The sequence below is a fragment of the Mycobacterium innocens genome (genome assembly GCF_900566055.1).
Taxonomy (GTDB): Bacteria; Actinomycetota; Actinomycetes; order Mycobacteriales; family Mycobacteriaceae; genus Mycobacterium; species Mycobacterium innocens.
The window spans coordinates 1-15,395 of the sequence record NZ_UPHQ01000229.1 but is presented as its reverse complement, the minus strand read 5'-3'; the positions used below and the strand labels follow the sequence as shown (position 1 = coordinate 15,395).

The window sequence follows — 15,395 nt, the reverse complement described above, 5'->3', positions numbered from 1 at the left end:
CCTACACACCCGTCCTCCGGCAAGCCGACCTCCCCCCCGACACCCGAGTCCCCTGGTGGGGAAACCGAACCCTACGCTACGAATTCAGCTGAAAAGTTGCGTCGAATCTCCTGCGTGGAAATCCGCGCTAAGGACGGCCATCCCGTCGCCGGGTTGATGGCCAACAACCCGCAGTGGCAGTCGCCGGACACCTGGACCATCTATTTCCACACCGCCGACGTCGACGCGACCGCTGCCAAGGTCAGCGCCGCGGGCGGCTCAAGCTGCCTGGATCCGATGGAGGTACCTGCCAAGGGCTTCATGAGCGTGGCGAGCGATCCGACGGGCGCGGTGTTCGGCTTGTGGCAGCCGCTGGAGCATCGCGGCTTCGAGGTGATCGGCGAAGCGGGCGCACCCGTCTGGCATCAACTGACTACTCGCGATCACCGTGCGGCCATCGACTTCTACCGCGAGGTCCTCGGGTGGCGGACCGAAGACATTTCTGACACCGACGAATTCCGCTACACCACAGCGTGGTTCGGTGACGAGCAATTACTCGGCGTCATGGATGGCGCCGGTTGTCTGCCCGACGGTGTGCCGTCGAACTGGACCACCTTCTTCGGCGCCCACGACGTCGACAAGACACTGCAGCTGATCACCGACAACGGCGGGGCCGCACTGCGGACGGCCGAGGACACGCCTACGGGCGGCTTGCCGCGGCCACCGACCCGACGGGCGTCGCCTTCAACCTGTCGTCACTGCAGACAAGCGTGGCGTGACTCGATGCGAGTTGGCGCCCTATTACGCTCGCATGCATGATTCGCCGGCTGCGCCCGGGTTGGCTGGTGGCGCTTTTCGCCGTGATCGTGTCGGTCAGCACGTGGCTGCCGTGGTTGACGACGACGGTCGGCGGCGGGGGCTGGGCAAACGCTATCGGCGGCACCCACGGTAACCTGGCCCTTCCGCCTGGGTTCGGCGCGGGCCAGCTGATCGTGTTGCTGTCGTCGACGTTGTTGGTGGCCGGGGCGATGGTGGGACGGGGTTTGTCGGCCAAGCTGTCTTCGGTTGCCGCGCTAGTGGTTTCGCTGCTCATAGTGGCGCTCACCATCTGGTACTACACGATCAACGTCAACCCGCAGGTGTCGGCCGAATACGGCCTGTACGTGGGCGGGTGCGCGGCCGGGTGCGCGGTGGTTTGCTCCCTGTGGGCGGTGGCCGCCGCGACCCTGCAATAGACTTCACCATTCGTGGCGGACTGTGTTGATAGCGATGCCCCGTGAGTCCGACGCTCGGCGAAGTATTCCGGGTCATCGACCTCGCCGGTGTCTTCGGCAACGCGGTGCTCGGTGGCATTGTCGCCACCGAGGAACGTTTGGACCCCATCGGGTTTGCGGCGCTGGCCATTCTGTCCGGCCTGGGCGGCGGGCTGATCCGGGACGCCCTGTTGCAGCACGGGCCTCCAGTCGCGCTGACCGACTACCTGTATCTGGTGACGGCTATCGCCGGGGGCGTCGTGGCCTTTCTGGTGCCGGTATACGGCCGCACGTGGAGCCTGACGTTGCCGGTCATCGACGCGATCGCGCTGGGAACGTGGGCGGTCGCGGGAGCGCAGAAGACACTCGGGATAGGCCTGGGCTGGGCGGCGGCACTGCTGATGGGCACCATCACCGCAGTGGGAGGCGGGACACTGCGTGATATCGCGGTCCGCCGCACTCCGCAGATCTTCGGCGGTAACACGCTTTACGCGACCTGCGCGGTCATCGCCAGCGGTGTAGTGGTGCTCTTCGCCCACTACGGGCAAGCCACCGTGGGGGCGGTGGTTGCCACCGTCGTCGGTGCTGTCCTGTGCCTTGTCGCCCGCTGGCGGGGGTGGCAGTTGACGGAAGGGCCGGCGTGGCACTACGCCCTGCGAAGACAGCCGGGTAAACGACTGCCCCGGATTACGTTGCGGGTCAACAGCGACGACTCGCCGCTGCCGCTGGTCAGCGAAAAACGCAAGCCGCGGAAGCGCTGACGGTCTCAGCTCGACGGGAACTCGTGGGTGCCCGAGGCGGAGCTGTCGGCGGGCTCGTTGACTCCGTACACGAAGGGCGCGAACACGACTTCGCGGCCGTCCGGGTCGCGGAAGGTGACCGCTCCCGTCGCTTCCCAGTACGGGTGCTGCTCGACGGGCTCGACCCCAGCCTTCCGGAGCCGTGCCAATGCCTCCTGCTGCGCCGAATTGTCCGGGAAGTACAGGCACAGCTGCTCGTGGTGGTCCACCGCGACCTCGTCGACCGCCTCGACGATCTCGAGGGTGAGATTCCAGCTGGGCAGACCGAAGATCGCACCGTTGCTCCCGTAGCTTTCCCCGAACGTCTCGTAGAGCGGGAGCCCCACCAGGTCACGGTAAAAGCGCACGGTCTCTTCGAAATTCGAGGAGCGACGGGCGAAGCGGATACAGCCGATCGATGCCAACTCCTTGGGCCAGTGTGTCGTCCGGCGGCGCTTGTTGTTGTTCACTGCTCCTCCGTTTCACCGAGCCTGTAAATTTGCAGGCCGCTACTCGTAGTCTTCCTGCCGTATTACAGGCTCGCGAGCATCACAGCCCGACAGCGCCCGCCGGCGACTCCACGTGATGCCAACGCCGCAACTCGGCGCCGGGTACCCACGTCGAATGGGTGCCGCTGGAAATGCGTTCGGGCAGCGGCAGTTTGCACACCGGGCCGTCACCGACTCGGGCCGCGTCGAAGACCAGGCAGTACGAGGCGTCGTCGTTCATGTCGGTGGTCAGCGTGACCAGGTAGCCGTCGTCCTCGGCGGTGCCGCCAACCCGTGGCGCCATCTGGGTTTCGCTTCCGTAGACACCGTCACCGAACGAGTAGCCCTCCTGGTTTCCGGTGAGCAGGTCGTGTTTGACCAACCCGTCGAACAGGAACCAGCCCGGTTTGCCGGTCGCGGCATAGGCGTAGCGGTACTGGCGCGCGGCGTATCCGTCGTTTATGGTCCCGAACTCGGTGATGGACTCCGACAGCTGTTCTTCTTTCACCGCGCCGGTAACCAGGTTGAGCCGCCACCGGTGCAGCCGGGTTTGCAGGCGATCCAGGGCCAGAAAGCGAAACAGCTTCTCCCACTTGGTCCCGCCGGTGTCCAGCGGCTGGGGGTCGCCCTCGTAGAAGCCGTCGAGCACGATCTCGTCGCCGTCTTCGTAGGCGTTGGTGAAGTGCAGCACAAACGTCGGATCCGCTTCGAACCACCGAATGTCGCCGCTAACCCCCCGGCGCGGGATCACCGCGAAGCGTGACGGCATGTCCGGATAGAAGCGCGGCAGGTGCACGTTGTGCTCGAGTAGCCGGGGATCCCAGAACAGCGGGAAATCGTTGAGAATGGCGTAGTTTTCGGTGAACGCCATGTCGTGCGGCAGCCGCGGACCGGCCAGCGGAATGTCGACGTAGTGTGCCAGCTCGTTGTTCTGGTCGACGACGCCGTAATGCATATACGGGTCTTGCTTGCTGTAGTTGAAGAACAACAGCTCGCCGGTCTTGCTGTCGACCTTGGGGTGAGCCGATACACCCCAGCCGAACGGAAAGTGCCCGTTCCAGGTCTCCTTGCCCAGGGTGTTGCCCGAGTAGGGGTCCAGCCGGTAGAGGTCGCCGCATTGGTAGAAGCTGGTGAGCGCGATGCCCCGGTGCACGATGACGTCGGTGCTCGACGCGTCCTTCATCAGGGTGCGAGCCCCCCAGCCGGTGTCTCGCTTGGCGAATTGCACCGGCTCGGCCAGTCCCGGCCACAGCGGCCCGCCCGCCTCGTTTTCCGCCAAGAAGCCCTCGGTCTGGACAAAACGGTTGCGGTAGAAGGCCTTTCCATCGCGGAAGCCGACGACGTGCACCATGCCGTCGCCGTCGAACGGGTGGTAGGTCTTGAACGCCGGATGCAGCGGGTTCTCGGTGTTGCGCAGGTAGATGCCGTCCAGGTCGCGGGGGATCGCGCCCTCGACGGCGGTCAGCGCGTCGGCATCCCACTCGGTGGTCTGTGGCCGCCACGGACCGGTGCGGTAGGGGTGGTCGTCGTCTTCGGGCAGGGTGGACAGGTATTTGCCGACGATCTCGACATTCATTATCAAACGCCTTTACTGACAACGAAACTGACCGTGGTAGCGGTGCTGCCGCCGAAGTTCAGGGTGCCGAATCTTCGCGCGCCCTCGACCTGATAGTCACCGGCCGTGCCGCTGACCTGCTTGGCCGCGTCGAGAAGCATCCGCACGCCGGAGGCCCCGACGGGATGTCCACCGCCGATCAGCCCACCGCTGGGGTTGATCGGCAGGCGCCCGCCGATTTCGATCTCGCCGTTTTCGATGGCCTTCCAGGATTCGCCGGGGCCGGTCAGTCCGATGTGGTCGATGGCCAGGTACTCGCTGGGGGTGAAGCAGTCGTGCACCTCGAACCCGTCGACGTCGTCGAGGCTCACCTGTGCACGACGCAATGCGTCGAGCACGGCCGACCGCACATGGGGCAGCACGTAGGGGTCGTGAGCGGCGCGCTCGAGTTTCTGGCGCAAACCCAGCCCGACGGTGCGATGCCCCCACCCGTCGATCCGGCCGATCGGGCGTGCGTCGGGATGGGCCCGCAGATAGGCGTCGTTGACCAGCACCAGTCCCGCGCCGCCATCGGTCATTTGGCTGCAGTCCAGGCGCCGCAGCCGTCCTTCGGTGATCGGGTTGGTCGTGTCGTCGTCGGTGATCGGGTCGGGAATCGTCCATCCCCGAGTTTGGGCGTTGGGATTGCGGCGGGCGTTGGCGTAGTTGAGCGCGGCGATGGCCCGCAGGTGCGTGTCGTCCAGGCCGTAGCGCCGGTCGTATTCGTCGGCGACTTCGGCGAACATCGACGGCCACAGGTAACGCGCCCCGGTACCCTCGTGGCCGGTCCACGCCGCCGCGCCCAGGTATTGCGCCGCGGTGTCACCGGGCACGGTCTTTTCCAATTCGAGGCCGACGACGAGCGCGCTGTCGTATGCGCCGGAGCGTAGGTCGGCCATTGCCGCCAGCGTGGCCACGCTGCCGGACGCGCACGCGGCCTCGTGCCGGGAGGCCGGGGTGTCCCAGAGGCCGTCGCACATGGTCGCCGGCATCGCTCCCAGATGGCCCTGAGCGGCGAACATCTCGCCGAAGGCGTTAGCGACATGGACGACGCCGGTAGCGGCAATGTCGGCGGCGTCGACCCGGGCTTTCGTCAGCGTGCCGGCGACGACCTCCGCCGTCAGGTCGGCAAAGTCCCGGCGCTCCTTGGTGAGGTTGCGAGCGAAATCGCTTTGGTAGCCGCCGAGAATCCACACGCCTGCAGTGCCGTCCATATGCGGCACGGTACCCCAGGTTGGTGCGCGCCTTCGGTGATATCCGTGAGCCGCGCCACCCGCCCGGAAGGTGGGCGGCCCCATCGGCTCTCGGGCTGAACCGACGGGACCTGGGAAGGCGTAAAGGCCGGCCGATACGCCCCCCTCTTGTGGGACATTGCCATCGGCGGCGATTGACAAACATCTTCGCCAAAACGGGTCTCGAGCTCGACGAATGGTGCCGAGCTGCTGCAATTCCGCAGATCGTGGGTGTGGCAGTACCGCCAGCTCAATCAGAGCGGACGATTGCCCGGTGTTCCACCGGCGGGCGGCGGCTGCTGGATCACCACGACGGTGGGTTTGCGCTTGGGTTCCCCGTCCGCCTCCGCGGCAGCTTCGTTGGGAACACGCGGCCCCGTGCCGCCGGCGCCGCGTCCGGCCAAACCCGCCAGCGCCATCCCGCTCAGCAGGCCCACCGGAGCCCCGCCCAGGTCTGTGGGCGCGGCGCTCAGGCCGGCGCTGGGCAGCGACTCGACTGCCAGCTTGATCTCGGGGGCGGCCACGGTCCAGCCGTGCGGCACCGACAACCCCCCTACCAGGGCCGCCTGGCCCGAACCTGCCGACACGGGTGCGCTACCGCCGCTTCGCTGCGACGACGCCAACACCTCTCGCTCCGAACTGATGGGCCCGCCTTGAGTGGGTCCTATCCCGCCGGGGCTCGGAGCGGTGCGAAATCCGTTGTAGCCGTAGTACCACGGTCTCGCGCTGTTGACCACGGCCAGGGACAGGCTGGCGGTGCCGATGGCCGAGATGTAGAGGGCCAGCACATCCAGGTCCCCGATCGGGGTGGGGATGGTGATGCGGGCCGCCGGCGCGGGTAGCTGAGACCCGAGCGGATCTAACGACGCGGCCGTCGCGAGTAGTTGCAGCGTTTCGGGACCGATGGACGATGCCGGTCCCGCGGCCGACGCGTCGGCACCCCCGGGGACCTGTGCGGCCTGGGACGCCGACGCCGCCGGGTCGGCGGTGTGCGCCGGTTGACTGAAGGGCATCAGCGTCGACGCCGTCTCGGACGCTTCGGCGTACTGGTACATGACGGCGGCGTCCTGCGCCCACATCTCGGCATAGTCGGCCTGGATGGTCTCGATCGCCGGGGTGTTTTGACCGAAGGTGTTCGTCGTGACCAGTGACGCCAATTGGCTGCGGTTGGCGGCGATCACCGGCGGCGGCACCGCCGTGGCCCGCGCCGTCTCGTACGCCGCCGCCGCTGCCGAGGCGTGGGCGGCGGTCTGCCGGGCCTGCTCCGCCGCGGCGCTCAACCATTCCGCATAGGGCGCGGCCGCAGCTGCCATCGACGCCGACGCCGGGCCCAGCCACGACTCGAGCGTCAGCGCCGAGACCAACGAGGCATAGGAAACCGCTGCGGAGTTCAACACCGCGGTGAGGCTTTCCCACGCGGTGGCGGCCGTCAGCATGGGTCCAGACCCTGGACCCTCGTACAACAAGGCGGAATTCACCTCCGGCGGCAGCGCACCGAAGTCCGTCGCTAACACCCTTCTTGGCCAGTCTTAGCCGGTCTAACCGGCCGCGATGGCATTGGCGGCCTCGGTCGCCTCATAGGAGTGCGCACTGGCGGCCAGGGCGGCAACGAAGGCCTGGTGAATCGCGGCGGCCTGGGCACTGACTACCTGGTACAGCTGCGCGTGTGCGCTGAAGCGCGCCGCCGTCAGCGCCGACACCTGGTCGGCAGCGGCCGGAGCCACGCTTGTCGTGTGAGCCGACGCGGCGACGTTTTGAGCGCTGACTGCCGATCCGATCTCCTGCAAATTCCCGGCCGCCGCCGCTAGCGTCTCCGGCTGGGTGACCACAAACGTCATCACATTCTCCTCACTCGCAGAAGGCGCCGGTTTGCCTGTCCGATAGGTGAATTAGACGGGCAGGCGCCCCGAAAACCCGGCAGGAAGGCACTCCTTGGCTGCAGGGTACTTCGTTACCTGCTCGCTGAACCCCGGTTTGGCCGAGATCCATACCGGATGGATAAGGAGGCTTTGCGCTATTCGGAAGTCATTCGGTGTCGACGACGAGGGCGACCGGCTCCGGTCCCTCACGAGGCTCGTCCAGGTGCACCGGATCTCGTTCGGCAAACAGCCGCTGGGCGTCGGCGCGATCGACGTCGGCCAGGTCGACGCCGTTGGTCTCGCGGGCGACCAGGACGGCCGCGGCGCTGACCGAGGCGGCGGCCGCCAGGTACCAGGCAATGGGCGTTGCGGACTTGTTGGTTTCGAGCAAGCGGACAGCAATGATCGGCGCCAGTGAACCGGCCACGATGGAGGTGACCTGATAACCGAGTGAGACTCCGGAATAGCGCATCCGGGTTGGGAACATCTCTGCCATGGCCGCGGGCTGGGTTGCATACATGAGGCCATGGAAGACTAATCCGATCACCACGGCTGACAAGATGATTGCGTTGCGACCGCTGTCCATCATCGGAAAAGCGAAAAAACCCCACGTGGCGGCGGTGAGCGTACCGACGAAATAGATTGGGCTCCTGCCGAATCGGTCACTGAGATGTCCGGCCAGGGGGATGACGACGAAGTGCGCGGCATGGGCGGCCAGCAGCCACCACAGGATGGCCACGGTGTTGGCGTGCACGTGCACCTTGAGATAGGTGATGGAGAAAGTGACCACCAGGTAGTACATGGCGTTCTCCCCGAAGCGCATCCCCATCGCGGTGAAAACGGCACGCGGATAACGCTTTAACACCTCGGTGAGGCCGAACGACGTTGCGTTGGCGCGTTCGCTTTGCTGTTGCGCCTCGAGGAAGATCGGCGCGTCGGTGACTTTGGTGCGGATGTAGTAGCCGATCAGGACGACAACCGCCGACAACCAGAATGCAACGCGCCAGCCCCAGCTGAGGAACGCTGCGTCCGACAATGTGGACGTGAGGACCAGCAGCACCACGGTGGCCAGCATGTTGCCGCCGGGGACTCCCGCCTGCGGCCAGCTCGCCCAGAAGCCACGGCTGGCATTGGGGCTGTGCTCGGCGACGAGCAGAACCGCACCGCCCCATTCGCCGCCGACGGCGAAACCTTGGATGAACCGCAGTGTCACCAGCAGTGCGGGAGCCCAGTAGCCGATCCGGGTGAAGGTCGGCAGGCAGCCCATGAACAACGTGGCGGCGCCCACCAGCAGCAGGCTCAGCTGCAGCAGCTTCTTGCGTCCGAAGCGGTCCCCCAATTGGCCGAAGACGATGCCACCCAACGGGCGGGCGGCGAAGCCCACGGCATAGGTCACGAAGGCGGCGAGGATGGCGTCCAGGTCATTGCCGCCCTGGGCGAAGAACACCTTGCTGAACACCAGCGTCGCGGCGGTGCCGTAGAGGAAGAATTCATACCATTCGACGACGGTGCCGGCCATGGACGCCGCAACCACCCTGCGCAGGTACGTCGGCCGAATCGTCGGGCGGCAAACGATCACCCACAGTCACCCGGTTGTCCTCCTCGTCGACCGCCCGCAGGGGCCTGCGGCAGCGTACCCGGTGACGAGTGGTGGCGCAGGGCATCGGTGCGATGTCGATCGCCAGCTGTTGCCATGCGCCTCAGCAGTCACAGCCAGTGGGGGGTATGCCGATGTGCCCGCCTAAGCGCGACAACCGGGCGCGGTAAGGGGCGACGACCGCGCCGTTACTACGGAGCGGGCAGGGCGGGCGGCAAGGGGGGCGCTGAAGCCGGCGATTGGAGCGTGGTCAGCGTGGGCGGCGGCGTCGTCGGGGTCGTTACATCGACGGTTGCGGTCACCGTGTCCGTGCCCTCAGTAGCCGTGATTGTTGCCGGAGCTTGATTGAAGTTGGTGTCTGCAGTCGAGCGGGCCGAACGGCGCGAGGAAGGCGCCGGACCCGTGTCGGTAGCCCGGTGTCGCCTTTGACCTGCAGTTGAGCTGGTGCCCCCTGGTGCCCCCGGCAGGATTCGAACTAGCCGGATGAGTGGTCCACCCATTCGCTCTCAACTGCGCTGATGGCGCTATAGTTGCTGACAGAGCCGCATATTAGCGGTTGCCGGTGTTAGGTTCTGTTGGATTCTTTATAGGCTTGTTATAGCCCGCTTATAGCCCGCTTATAGCCCGAAAGTAGCCCGCGAGGAGCAGCCGCGATGACCCAGAAGAAGCCCGCCACCGCCACCCGTAGCCGCCGGGGATTCGGGCGGCTCCGCCAACGCGGGTCGGGCCGGTGGCAGGCGAGCTACCTGCACCACGGCGCGCTGCACTACGCCCCGGCGACGTTCCCGACGAAGGACTCCGGCGCGTCATGGCTGCAGAACGAGCGCGACCTGATCGACCTCGATCGCCGCAAGCCGGGTACGTGGACTCCGCCCGCCGACCGGGTGACCAAGGCGGCGGCGCGCAAGCTCACTTTGCGCGACTACGCCAAGCCGTGGCTGCAGCACCGCACCATCTCGCCGCGCACCCGCGACAATTACGAGTACCACCTTGAGCGAAACATCTTGCCGACGCTGGGGGATCGGGCACTGGCCGAGATCACGCCCGAGGACGTGCGCGTGTGGTTCACCGGCCTGGGCACCGAGCACCGCACCCGCAACGCTCAGGCCTACGGCGTGCTGCAGGCGGTGCTCAACACGGCGACTGATGACGGGCTGATCGACCGCAGCCCTGCCCGCATCAAGGGCGCAGCGGCGGTAAAGCACACCAAGCGGTCGGTGGTGCTGTTGGAGCCCGACGAGTTGGCGGCGCTGGCTGACAAGATGCCCGAGGCGCTGCGGCTGACGGTGCTGCTTGCCGGGTGGTGCGGGCTTAGGCGAGGGGAGTTGTTCGCGCTGACGCGGGCCGACGTCGCCGCCGACGGCTCCGCGCTGCGGGTCAACAAAGCAGTGACTTTCCGGCACGGCAAGTTCGAGGCCGGGCCGACCAAGACCAAGGAGTCCAACCGCACCGTCACCGTGCCGCCGCACCTGCGCCCGGTCATCGCGGCCCACCTGCGAAGCCACGTCGGCGAGGCCAAGACGGCGCTGCTGTTCGCCGACCCGGTGACGGGCGGGTTCTATGCCGAGGGCCGGTATCGCACGCCGTTCTTCAACGCCCGGCAGGCCATCGGAAAGGACGATCTGCACTTCCACGACCTCCGGCACTGCGGCGGGGTGCTGGCGGCGCTGACCGGCGCGACCTTGAAGGAACTGATGGCCCGCCTGGGCCACACCACCAGCGGCACCGCCATGCGCTACCAGCACGTCGCCGCCGGGCGGGCCGACATGCTTGCCGATCGTCTGTCGGCGCTGGCCGTCCCGGCAGTGCCGGGCGACGCGCCAGCAGCGGAATGAAAGACGCACTTACGCAACGAATCTGAGACGACCGGCGAGAACCCAACGGAACTAAACGCGGCATGAGCTATTCTGAGCGGGCCGGTCGCGTCGCCCCAGACCCGCACTCTCAGTCTCACTCTCTGTCTCAGGCACGACCCCCTCCGTCTCCGTCTCCTCTCCCAATCTCAGCAGGGGAAGATCACCAACCACGGAGCAGAACCCAGTGAGTGCCAAGACCACCACCCCGCATTTCATGTCCCTGCAGGACGCCGCTGTGCGCACCGGATTCTCGGTGTTCACCTTTCGCGAGAAGATCGCCAGCGGTGAGCTACCCGCTTACCGGCTGTCCGACAAACCCGGCAGCGCCATCCGCGTGAAGGTCGCCGATGTCGACGCGACGATGAAGCCGGTTATCCCGGCTGAGATATACGCCGACCGCCAAGCGGGCACTCGCTAGAGTCCTGCGCTCTGATGAGCCGAAAAGCCTGCACGTCAACGCGATTGAACCCCTGAACGCAGTGATGCCCGCCCAGCGCGCCGTTTTGGCCTCGACGCGGGTGCCGGGCGGGCACCACCCCAACGAACTCCCGATCACCGAAAGCAGGAGACATGACCGAGAATACCTCCCGTGGGCGCAGCCGCGCTGGGTCGCCAAAGGCCAACGGCCACAACAGCCACGCGATGGAAGTGAACCCGTTCGACACCCCCGAGGGTCGCGAGAAGCGCCGCAAGCGCAAAGAGGCGGAGCAAGCCGCTGCAGCGGCCAGCTCGGCGACAGTCGTCAGCGGTCGCTATGCCGCCGACGCCTGCACCGGCCTCAGCGCAGCAGGCAGGAAAGCCCTCACGCGGCTGATCGCGGTGAACGTCGCCGATCTCGCCGCCGTGGGCGCTCTGACCGGGCCGCGCCCGACCAGGCGTGACGTGGACGCCTGGCACGCTCAGCGCCGCGTGACCTGGAATCCGCCGCCCGCCAACGGCATCGCGTCGCTGAGCGAGGTGCGTGTGGCGACCGCAGGGATCGACCCCAAGGCCCGCTGCGCGCTGGCCGACGTGGTGCGCGCCGCCGACGACGGCCAGACATGGGCGACGGCGGTGGTCGACGCGGCGCGTGCCGAGAACACCTACGCCGCTCTCGTCGGCGACCGGAAGCAGCGCCCGGTGTCACTCACCACGGCGCAGCTGTTCGACCGGGGAGCACCGCCCGAGGCCATCGCCGCGCTGCCCGACGCGACGACCGTCGCACTGGGTGAGTCGGCCCGCATCGTGCGCGCCTGGGACGCCGAAGACCGGCTGCGTGCCACCGAGCAGGCCCGCGCCAACGAGGCTGCGAAGCTGGTTGCCGCCGTGGAGATTCCCGGTCGGATCAACCTGGCGACCTACACCCCTCCCGACACCGCCTGGCTGATCGACGGGCTGATGCCGATGGACGGGAGCCTGGGCCTGTTCGCCGAGCGGAAGGCCGGCAAGACCACCACCGTGGTCGAGATGGTGCGCTCGATGTTGAGCGGCGACGAGTTCCTGGGTCGGTTCGCCACCAACCTGCCCGCCGGAGCCCGAGTGGCGCTGATGGACACCGAGATGACCCCGGCGATGCTGCACCATGAGTACACGAAGGTCAGCATCCCCGCCGAGCACCTCGACCGGATCGACCTGCACCCGCTGCGGGGTCGCAGCCGCCTGCTGGACCTGCGTGACGAGGCCACTCGGGCGCGCTGGCAGGAGTTGATCGCGCCGGGCGCGGTGATCATCGTGGACTGCCTCTACACGGTGCTCGCGGCGGCTCAGGTGGACGAGAGTTCGGCGCAGGTGTCCGACATCATCGACGGCATCAAGGCGCTGGCGGTGCAGTGCAGTGCCGCCGGTTTGGTCATCGTGCACCACCTCGGCAAAGACCCCACCAAGGGCGCACGCGGTCATAGCTCGATTGAGGGCGGCGTCGACACCCTGGCGACGATCTGGCTCGACGGCCCGCCCGCTGCCGACACGCCACGGTTGTTCTCGGCGACCGGACGGCTCGATGTCGACGTGCCTCCGGCGCTGCTGAGCCGGGGCAACGACTGCCGCCTGACACTCAGCGCCAGCACTCCGAGGGCCGACCGCGCCAGGGCGGCGGATCGCAGCGACGACGACACCGCCTGGAAGCTCATCAGCGACCACCCCGGCAAGTCGCTGCGGGGTCTCGAAGAACTCCCGACCGAGACCCGCAAGCTGTCGCGGAGCCGCCTGCGGCGTGCGCTTGACCGGCTCGACGGCCTCGGCTACATCGTCAATCGCGGCTCCGCAGAGCGCCCCGCGTGGCACGCCGCCGATCGGCCCGAAGACGCCTTCACGATCGCCGCCGACCGCGCCGATTGACCTCCGGCGCGGTCCGGCGCGGTCTGCAAAAGCCCAGGTGAACCGCGCCGATCGACCCCCAGCGCGGTCCGCTAAAAGCCCAGGTCGGCGACGAAACGCGCCGGGTGCGACCGGCGCACTCCGAAGCACCGTTTGAACTGCGCTGATGCCCAGTATCCCCGCCGTCGTCGGGGTTATGCGCGCCGAACCGCGCCGGAGTGCGCCGACACCGAACCCGCGCAGTAATAACCGCAGCTCAGAGCAGGTTTTTGTTAATAACTGCGCCGAAGTGCGCCGGATCGGCGACAGGAACCGCGCCGACTGCGCCCGGTCCTTATGGGACCGGCGCGGTTGGCCGTTCCGTGGGCGCGGTCGGTTCAGAGACGGGGTGGGGAGGCGGTGATGAAAGGCGGCGTGAGGCGGTGTCATCGCGGTACTCGCGACCGGCGACGGTTGGAGAACGCGAGGCGGCGTCACCTCGCCTCACCGGGCCGGAGCGGTGTCGCCCTACCTCAGTCGTGCACGGTTCTGAGGTATCCCTGTGGTATGGGTCAAGTGATGCCGCTGGCCGAGAGCCGCGCCCGCGCCGAGCAAGCGTTCGTGATGCGCGAGGTCGGTATGCAGTCGTGGTCGAAGATCAGGGACGCGCTCGGGTTCAAGAGCGTCGGCGCAGCGCAGCTGGCCGTGAAGCGGTACCGCGAGCGCAACCCGTTGCCCAACGCCGAGGCGGCGCGGGCCGGGATCGTGGAGCGCAAGCGGGTCACCCTGGGCGCGGCGCTGCGGTCGCTGGCGGAGTCGCAGAAGGCCGGGGATCACTAGTCGGTCGCCCGACTCATCGACGTCATCACCCGTGCCGACGCCGAGTTGGCGCGGCTCTACGGGCTCAACGCACCCGACAAGCTCGACGTCACCGTCACCCAGACCCCGGCGGCGATCATCGCCGAGGCGCGTACCCGGCTGCTCGAAGTGGTCGACGCCGAAGTCATCGAACCGAAGGAGATCGAGCAGTGAGCACTTCCACCAAGCGCGACGTGACCCCGGCGGCGTTGAGTGTCGCCGACGACGCCGCGCAAGGCCGACTGTCGCCGACCGATCTGCAACAGCAGGCAGTTGCCGAACTACGGGAACTTGTCGGCTCCGTCGTCGGCGACGGCGATCCGCTGTGGGAGTTGCAGTGCGATGTCGCCCGGCAGGCCGTGGGACTCGGCGCACTCAGCCCCGACGAATTGCGGAAGTGGGCAGCAGTGCTGGACCGCAAGCGCGGCGTAGAGCCCGTGGAAGCGCCTGAGTCACAAGATGACCCGATCCCGATGGTTTCGTCTGCGAGCGTTGACGAGAGCCCCGATTCCGATGGGTCCGACGATGACGACCCCGACGCCGAACCCGATGCCGCTGCGCTACAGGGCGTGTCGGTGGCGGCGGCTCTGGCCGAACTGGCTTCTCGCGCCGCTGCCCAGCGTGCCGCACGGGAGACTGCCGAGGCGAAGGCCGAGCCGCAAGGCAGCGCCGACGGTTACGACCCGCTGGCCGGGTGGAACGCCGGAGGTAGCCGCCGCGTCTGACCATCGAGACTCGTTCAGCGGCAAGGCAATTACCCGGTATCGGCGGGCGCGTCTAGGTAGGGCACACCCCTTCGCGACGCCCGATGTGCCCCGTATCGGGCGTCTACCTAGGTTGGTAGACGGTTTGCTAGACGGCGGTCTATGGTCGTCTTACACCCTAGTTAGACAACCGTCAAGAGACGCCATGCCCGCCCGGATCACCTACACTGCAACCGCTCCCAACGGGGAGACCTTCCCCCGCACCAGCGCCACCATGCGCTACACCCATGCTTTGCTGTGCGCCGACGACGGTGCCGACAACTGGGGCGCGTGGTCGTGGCACAAGACCGGGGCCGCAGCAGACAAGGCAGCGAACAACGGCGTCGTCAGGAACTCGCAGCGCAAGGTTGTGCCGGTCGAGGTGACCAAGGTCGCCGGGAAGATCGACCCCGCCGACACGTTCGCGCTCGACGCCAAGGCGCGGCTCGACGCCGCGAAGGCCGCGCCGGTCGCCGAAGCCGCGCCGGAGCCGGTCGCCGCCGGGCCGATGACCAGCGAGCAGAAGCAGGCGCTCGGCACGCTGGTCCACGCCGCCGCCCGTCAGGCGCTCGCCGATCTGCCCGCCGGTGTCGACCCCGCCGAAGCTGCGGCTCAGATCGACAAGTGGCTCAGCTACATACCGCAGGCCAAGGCGTCGTAGCGGTAATGACCAGTAATGCCCCGTAATTCACCTAGATGAGTAATTCCCAACTGCGCGCGGAGTGTGCATCGGCTGCGCCGAGTGTGTACTGGCGGCGGCGACACGCCGAGCGGCGCCGCAGTGGTTGCACTCTCGGCGTGTCGGCTTGTGAAGGATGTGGTTGGAGGGCACCGATGGACAGTTATGAAGACAGACCTCGATGCCCTCCTGACCGAACTGTAT

Annotated in this window: 15 protein-coding genes and 1 pseudogene; 10 read left to right on the top strand and 6 right to left on the bottom strand. The window is 67.3% G+C overall.

The genetic code is table 11. The features are described from left to right. Window positions 1-126 precede the first annotated feature (126 nt). The 3 genes and pseudogenes from EET03_RS22240 to EET03_RS22230 form a co-directional block, all read left to right on the top strand. Window positions 127-758, top strand: a pseudogene (locus tag EET03_RS22240) (VOC family protein); the annotation flags it as partial. Between the two features lie 36 nt (window positions 759-794). Beyond that, window positions 795-1,214, top strand: a complete 420-nt coding sequence (locus EET03_RS22235; RefSeq protein ID WP_075540956.1) for a hypothetical protein — start codon at window positions 795-797, stop codon at window positions 1,212-1,214. 41 nt (window positions 1,215-1,255) lie between these two features. Further along, on the top strand, window positions 1,256-1,993 hold the full coding sequence (locus EET03_RS22230; RefSeq protein WP_063472340.1) for a trimeric intracellular cation channel family protein: 738 nt from the start codon (window positions 1,256-1,258) through the stop codon (window positions 1,991-1,993). Between the two features lie 5 nt (window positions 1,994-1,998). On the opposite strand, the gene EET03_RS22225 is transcribed toward EET03_RS22230, so the two are convergent. The 6 genes from EET03_RS22225 to EET03_RS22200 form a co-directional block, all read right to left on the bottom strand. Further along, window positions 1,999-2,481, bottom strand: coding sequence for a VOC family protein (locus EET03_RS22225; RefSeq protein ID WP_063472341.1), 483 nt, complete (start codon window positions 2,479-2,481; stop codon window positions 1,999-2,001). A 79-nt stretch (window positions 2,482-2,560) separates the two neighbouring features. Further along, complete coding sequence (locus EET03_RS22220) at window positions 2,561-4,075, bottom strand: carotenoid oxygenase family protein (RefSeq protein WP_075540955.1); 1,515 nt, start codon at window positions 4,073-4,075, stop codon at window positions 2,561-2,563. A gap of 2 nt (window positions 4,076-4,077) precedes the next feature. Then, window positions 4,078-5,307, bottom strand: coding sequence for an acetyl-CoA acetyltransferase (locus EET03_RS22215; RefSeq protein ID WP_075540954.1), 1,230 nt, complete (start codon window positions 5,305-5,307; stop codon window positions 4,078-4,080). Window positions 5,308-5,579: 272 nt separating this feature from the next. Further along, the gene (locus EET03_RS22210) at window positions 5,580-6,839 is read right to left on the bottom strand and encodes a PPE family protein (protein WP_082274416.1); all 1,260 of its coding nucleotides are present in this window, start codon (window positions 6,837-6,839) and stop codon (window positions 5,580-5,582) included. A gap of 24 nt (window positions 6,840-6,863) precedes the next feature. After that, the gene (locus EET03_RS22205) at window positions 6,864-7,163 is read right to left on the bottom strand and encodes a PE family protein (RefSeq protein WP_075540952.1); all 300 of its coding nucleotides are present in this window, start codon (window positions 7,161-7,163) and stop codon (window positions 6,864-6,866) included. A gap of 187 nt (window positions 7,164-7,350) precedes the next feature. After that, on the bottom strand, window positions 7,351-8,703 hold the full coding sequence (locus EET03_RS22200; RefSeq protein ID WP_082274415.1) for an MFS transporter: 1,353 nt from the start codon (window positions 8,701-8,703) through the stop codon (window positions 7,351-7,353). 731 nt (window positions 8,704-9,434) lie between these two features. Between EET03_RS22200 and EET03_RS22195 the strand changes: the two genes are divergently transcribed. The 7 genes from EET03_RS22195 to EET03_RS22170 all read left to right on the top strand — a co-directional run bounded on the left by EET03_RS22195 (window position 9,435) and on the right by EET03_RS22170 (window position 15,173). After that, window positions 9,435-10,616 (top strand): tyrosine-type recombinase/integrase, encoded by a 1,182-nt coding sequence (locus tag EET03_RS22195; RefSeq protein WP_099193737.1) that lies wholly within the window; start codon window positions 9,435-9,437, stop codon window positions 10,614-10,616. Window positions 10,617-10,821: 205 nt separating this feature from the next. Further along, on the top strand, window positions 10,822-11,055 hold the full coding sequence (locus EET03_RS22190) for an excisionase family DNA-binding protein (protein WP_075540950.1): 234 nt from the start codon (window positions 10,822-10,824) through the stop codon (window positions 11,053-11,055). Between the two features lie 152 nt (window positions 11,056-11,207). Beyond that, window positions 11,208-12,953, top strand: a complete 1,746-nt coding sequence (locus EET03_RS22185; RefSeq protein WP_082274414.1) for an AAA family ATPase — start codon at window positions 11,208-11,210, stop codon at window positions 12,951-12,953. A gap of 525 nt (window positions 12,954-13,478) precedes the next feature. Continuing rightward, window positions 13,479-13,751: a hypothetical protein gene (locus tag EET03_RS31880; protein WP_075540948.1), complete on the top strand. Its 273-nt coding sequence runs from the start codon at window positions 13,479-13,481 to the stop codon at window positions 13,749-13,751. Window positions 13,752-13,796: 45 nt separating this feature from the next. Next, on the top strand, window positions 13,797-13,943 hold the full coding sequence (locus EET03_RS31875; RefSeq protein WP_244232484.1) for a hypothetical protein: 147 nt from the start codon (window positions 13,797-13,799) through the stop codon (window positions 13,941-13,943). After that, window positions 13,940-14,494, top strand: coding sequence for a hypothetical protein (locus EET03_RS22175; protein WP_075540947.1), 555 nt, complete (start codon window positions 13,940-13,942; stop codon window positions 14,492-14,494). Before EET03_RS31875 ends, EET03_RS22175 begins: the two co-directional genes overlap by 4 nt. 184 nt (window positions 14,495-14,678) lie before the next feature. Beyond that, a complete protein-coding gene (locus EET03_RS22170; protein WP_075540946.1) occupies window positions 14,679-15,173 on the top strand; it encodes a hypothetical protein in 495 nt (164 codons plus the stop codon). The last annotated feature ends 222 nt before the right edge of the window (window positions 15,174-15,395 follow it).

What these genes read in the sequence shown, in the direction of transcription:
- EET03_RS22200 (WP_082274415.1), bottom strand. Translation starts at nt 8,703, where the DNA reads ATGGCCGGCACCGTCGTCGAATGGTATGAATTCTTCCTCTACGGCACC.
- EET03_RS22205 (WP_075540952.1), bottom strand. Translation starts at nt 7,163, where the DNA reads ATGACGTTTGTGGTCACCCAGCCGGAGACGCTAGCGGCGGCGGCCGGG.
- EET03_RS22215 (WP_075540954.1), bottom strand. Translation starts at nt 5,307, where the DNA reads ATGGACGGCACTGCAGGCGTGTGGATTCTCGGCGGCTACCAAAGCGAT.
- EET03_RS22185 (WP_082274414.1), top strand. Translation starts at nt 11,208, where the DNA reads ATGACCGAGAATACCTCCCGTGGGCGCAGCCGCGCTGGGTCGCCAAAG.
- EET03_RS22220 (WP_075540955.1), bottom strand. Translation starts at nt 4,075, where the DNA reads ATGAATGTCGAGATCGTCGGCAAATACCTGTCCACCCTGCCCGAAGAC.
- EET03_RS22235 (WP_075540956.1), top strand. Translation starts at nt 795, where the DNA reads ATGATTCGCCGGCTGCGCCCGGGTTGGCTGGTGGCGCTTTTCGCCGTG.
- EET03_RS22170 (WP_075540946.1), top strand. Translation starts at nt 14,679, where the DNA reads ATGCCCGCCCGGATCACCTACACTGCAACCGCTCCCAACGGGGAGACC.
- EET03_RS31880 (WP_075540948.1), top strand. Translation starts at nt 13,479, where the DNA reads ATGGGTCAAGTGATGCCGCTGGCCGAGAGCCGCGCCCGCGCCGAGCAA.
- EET03_RS22195 (WP_099193737.1), top strand. Translation starts at nt 9,435, where the DNA reads ATGACCCAGAAGAAGCCCGCCACCGCCACCCGTAGCCGCCGGGGATTC.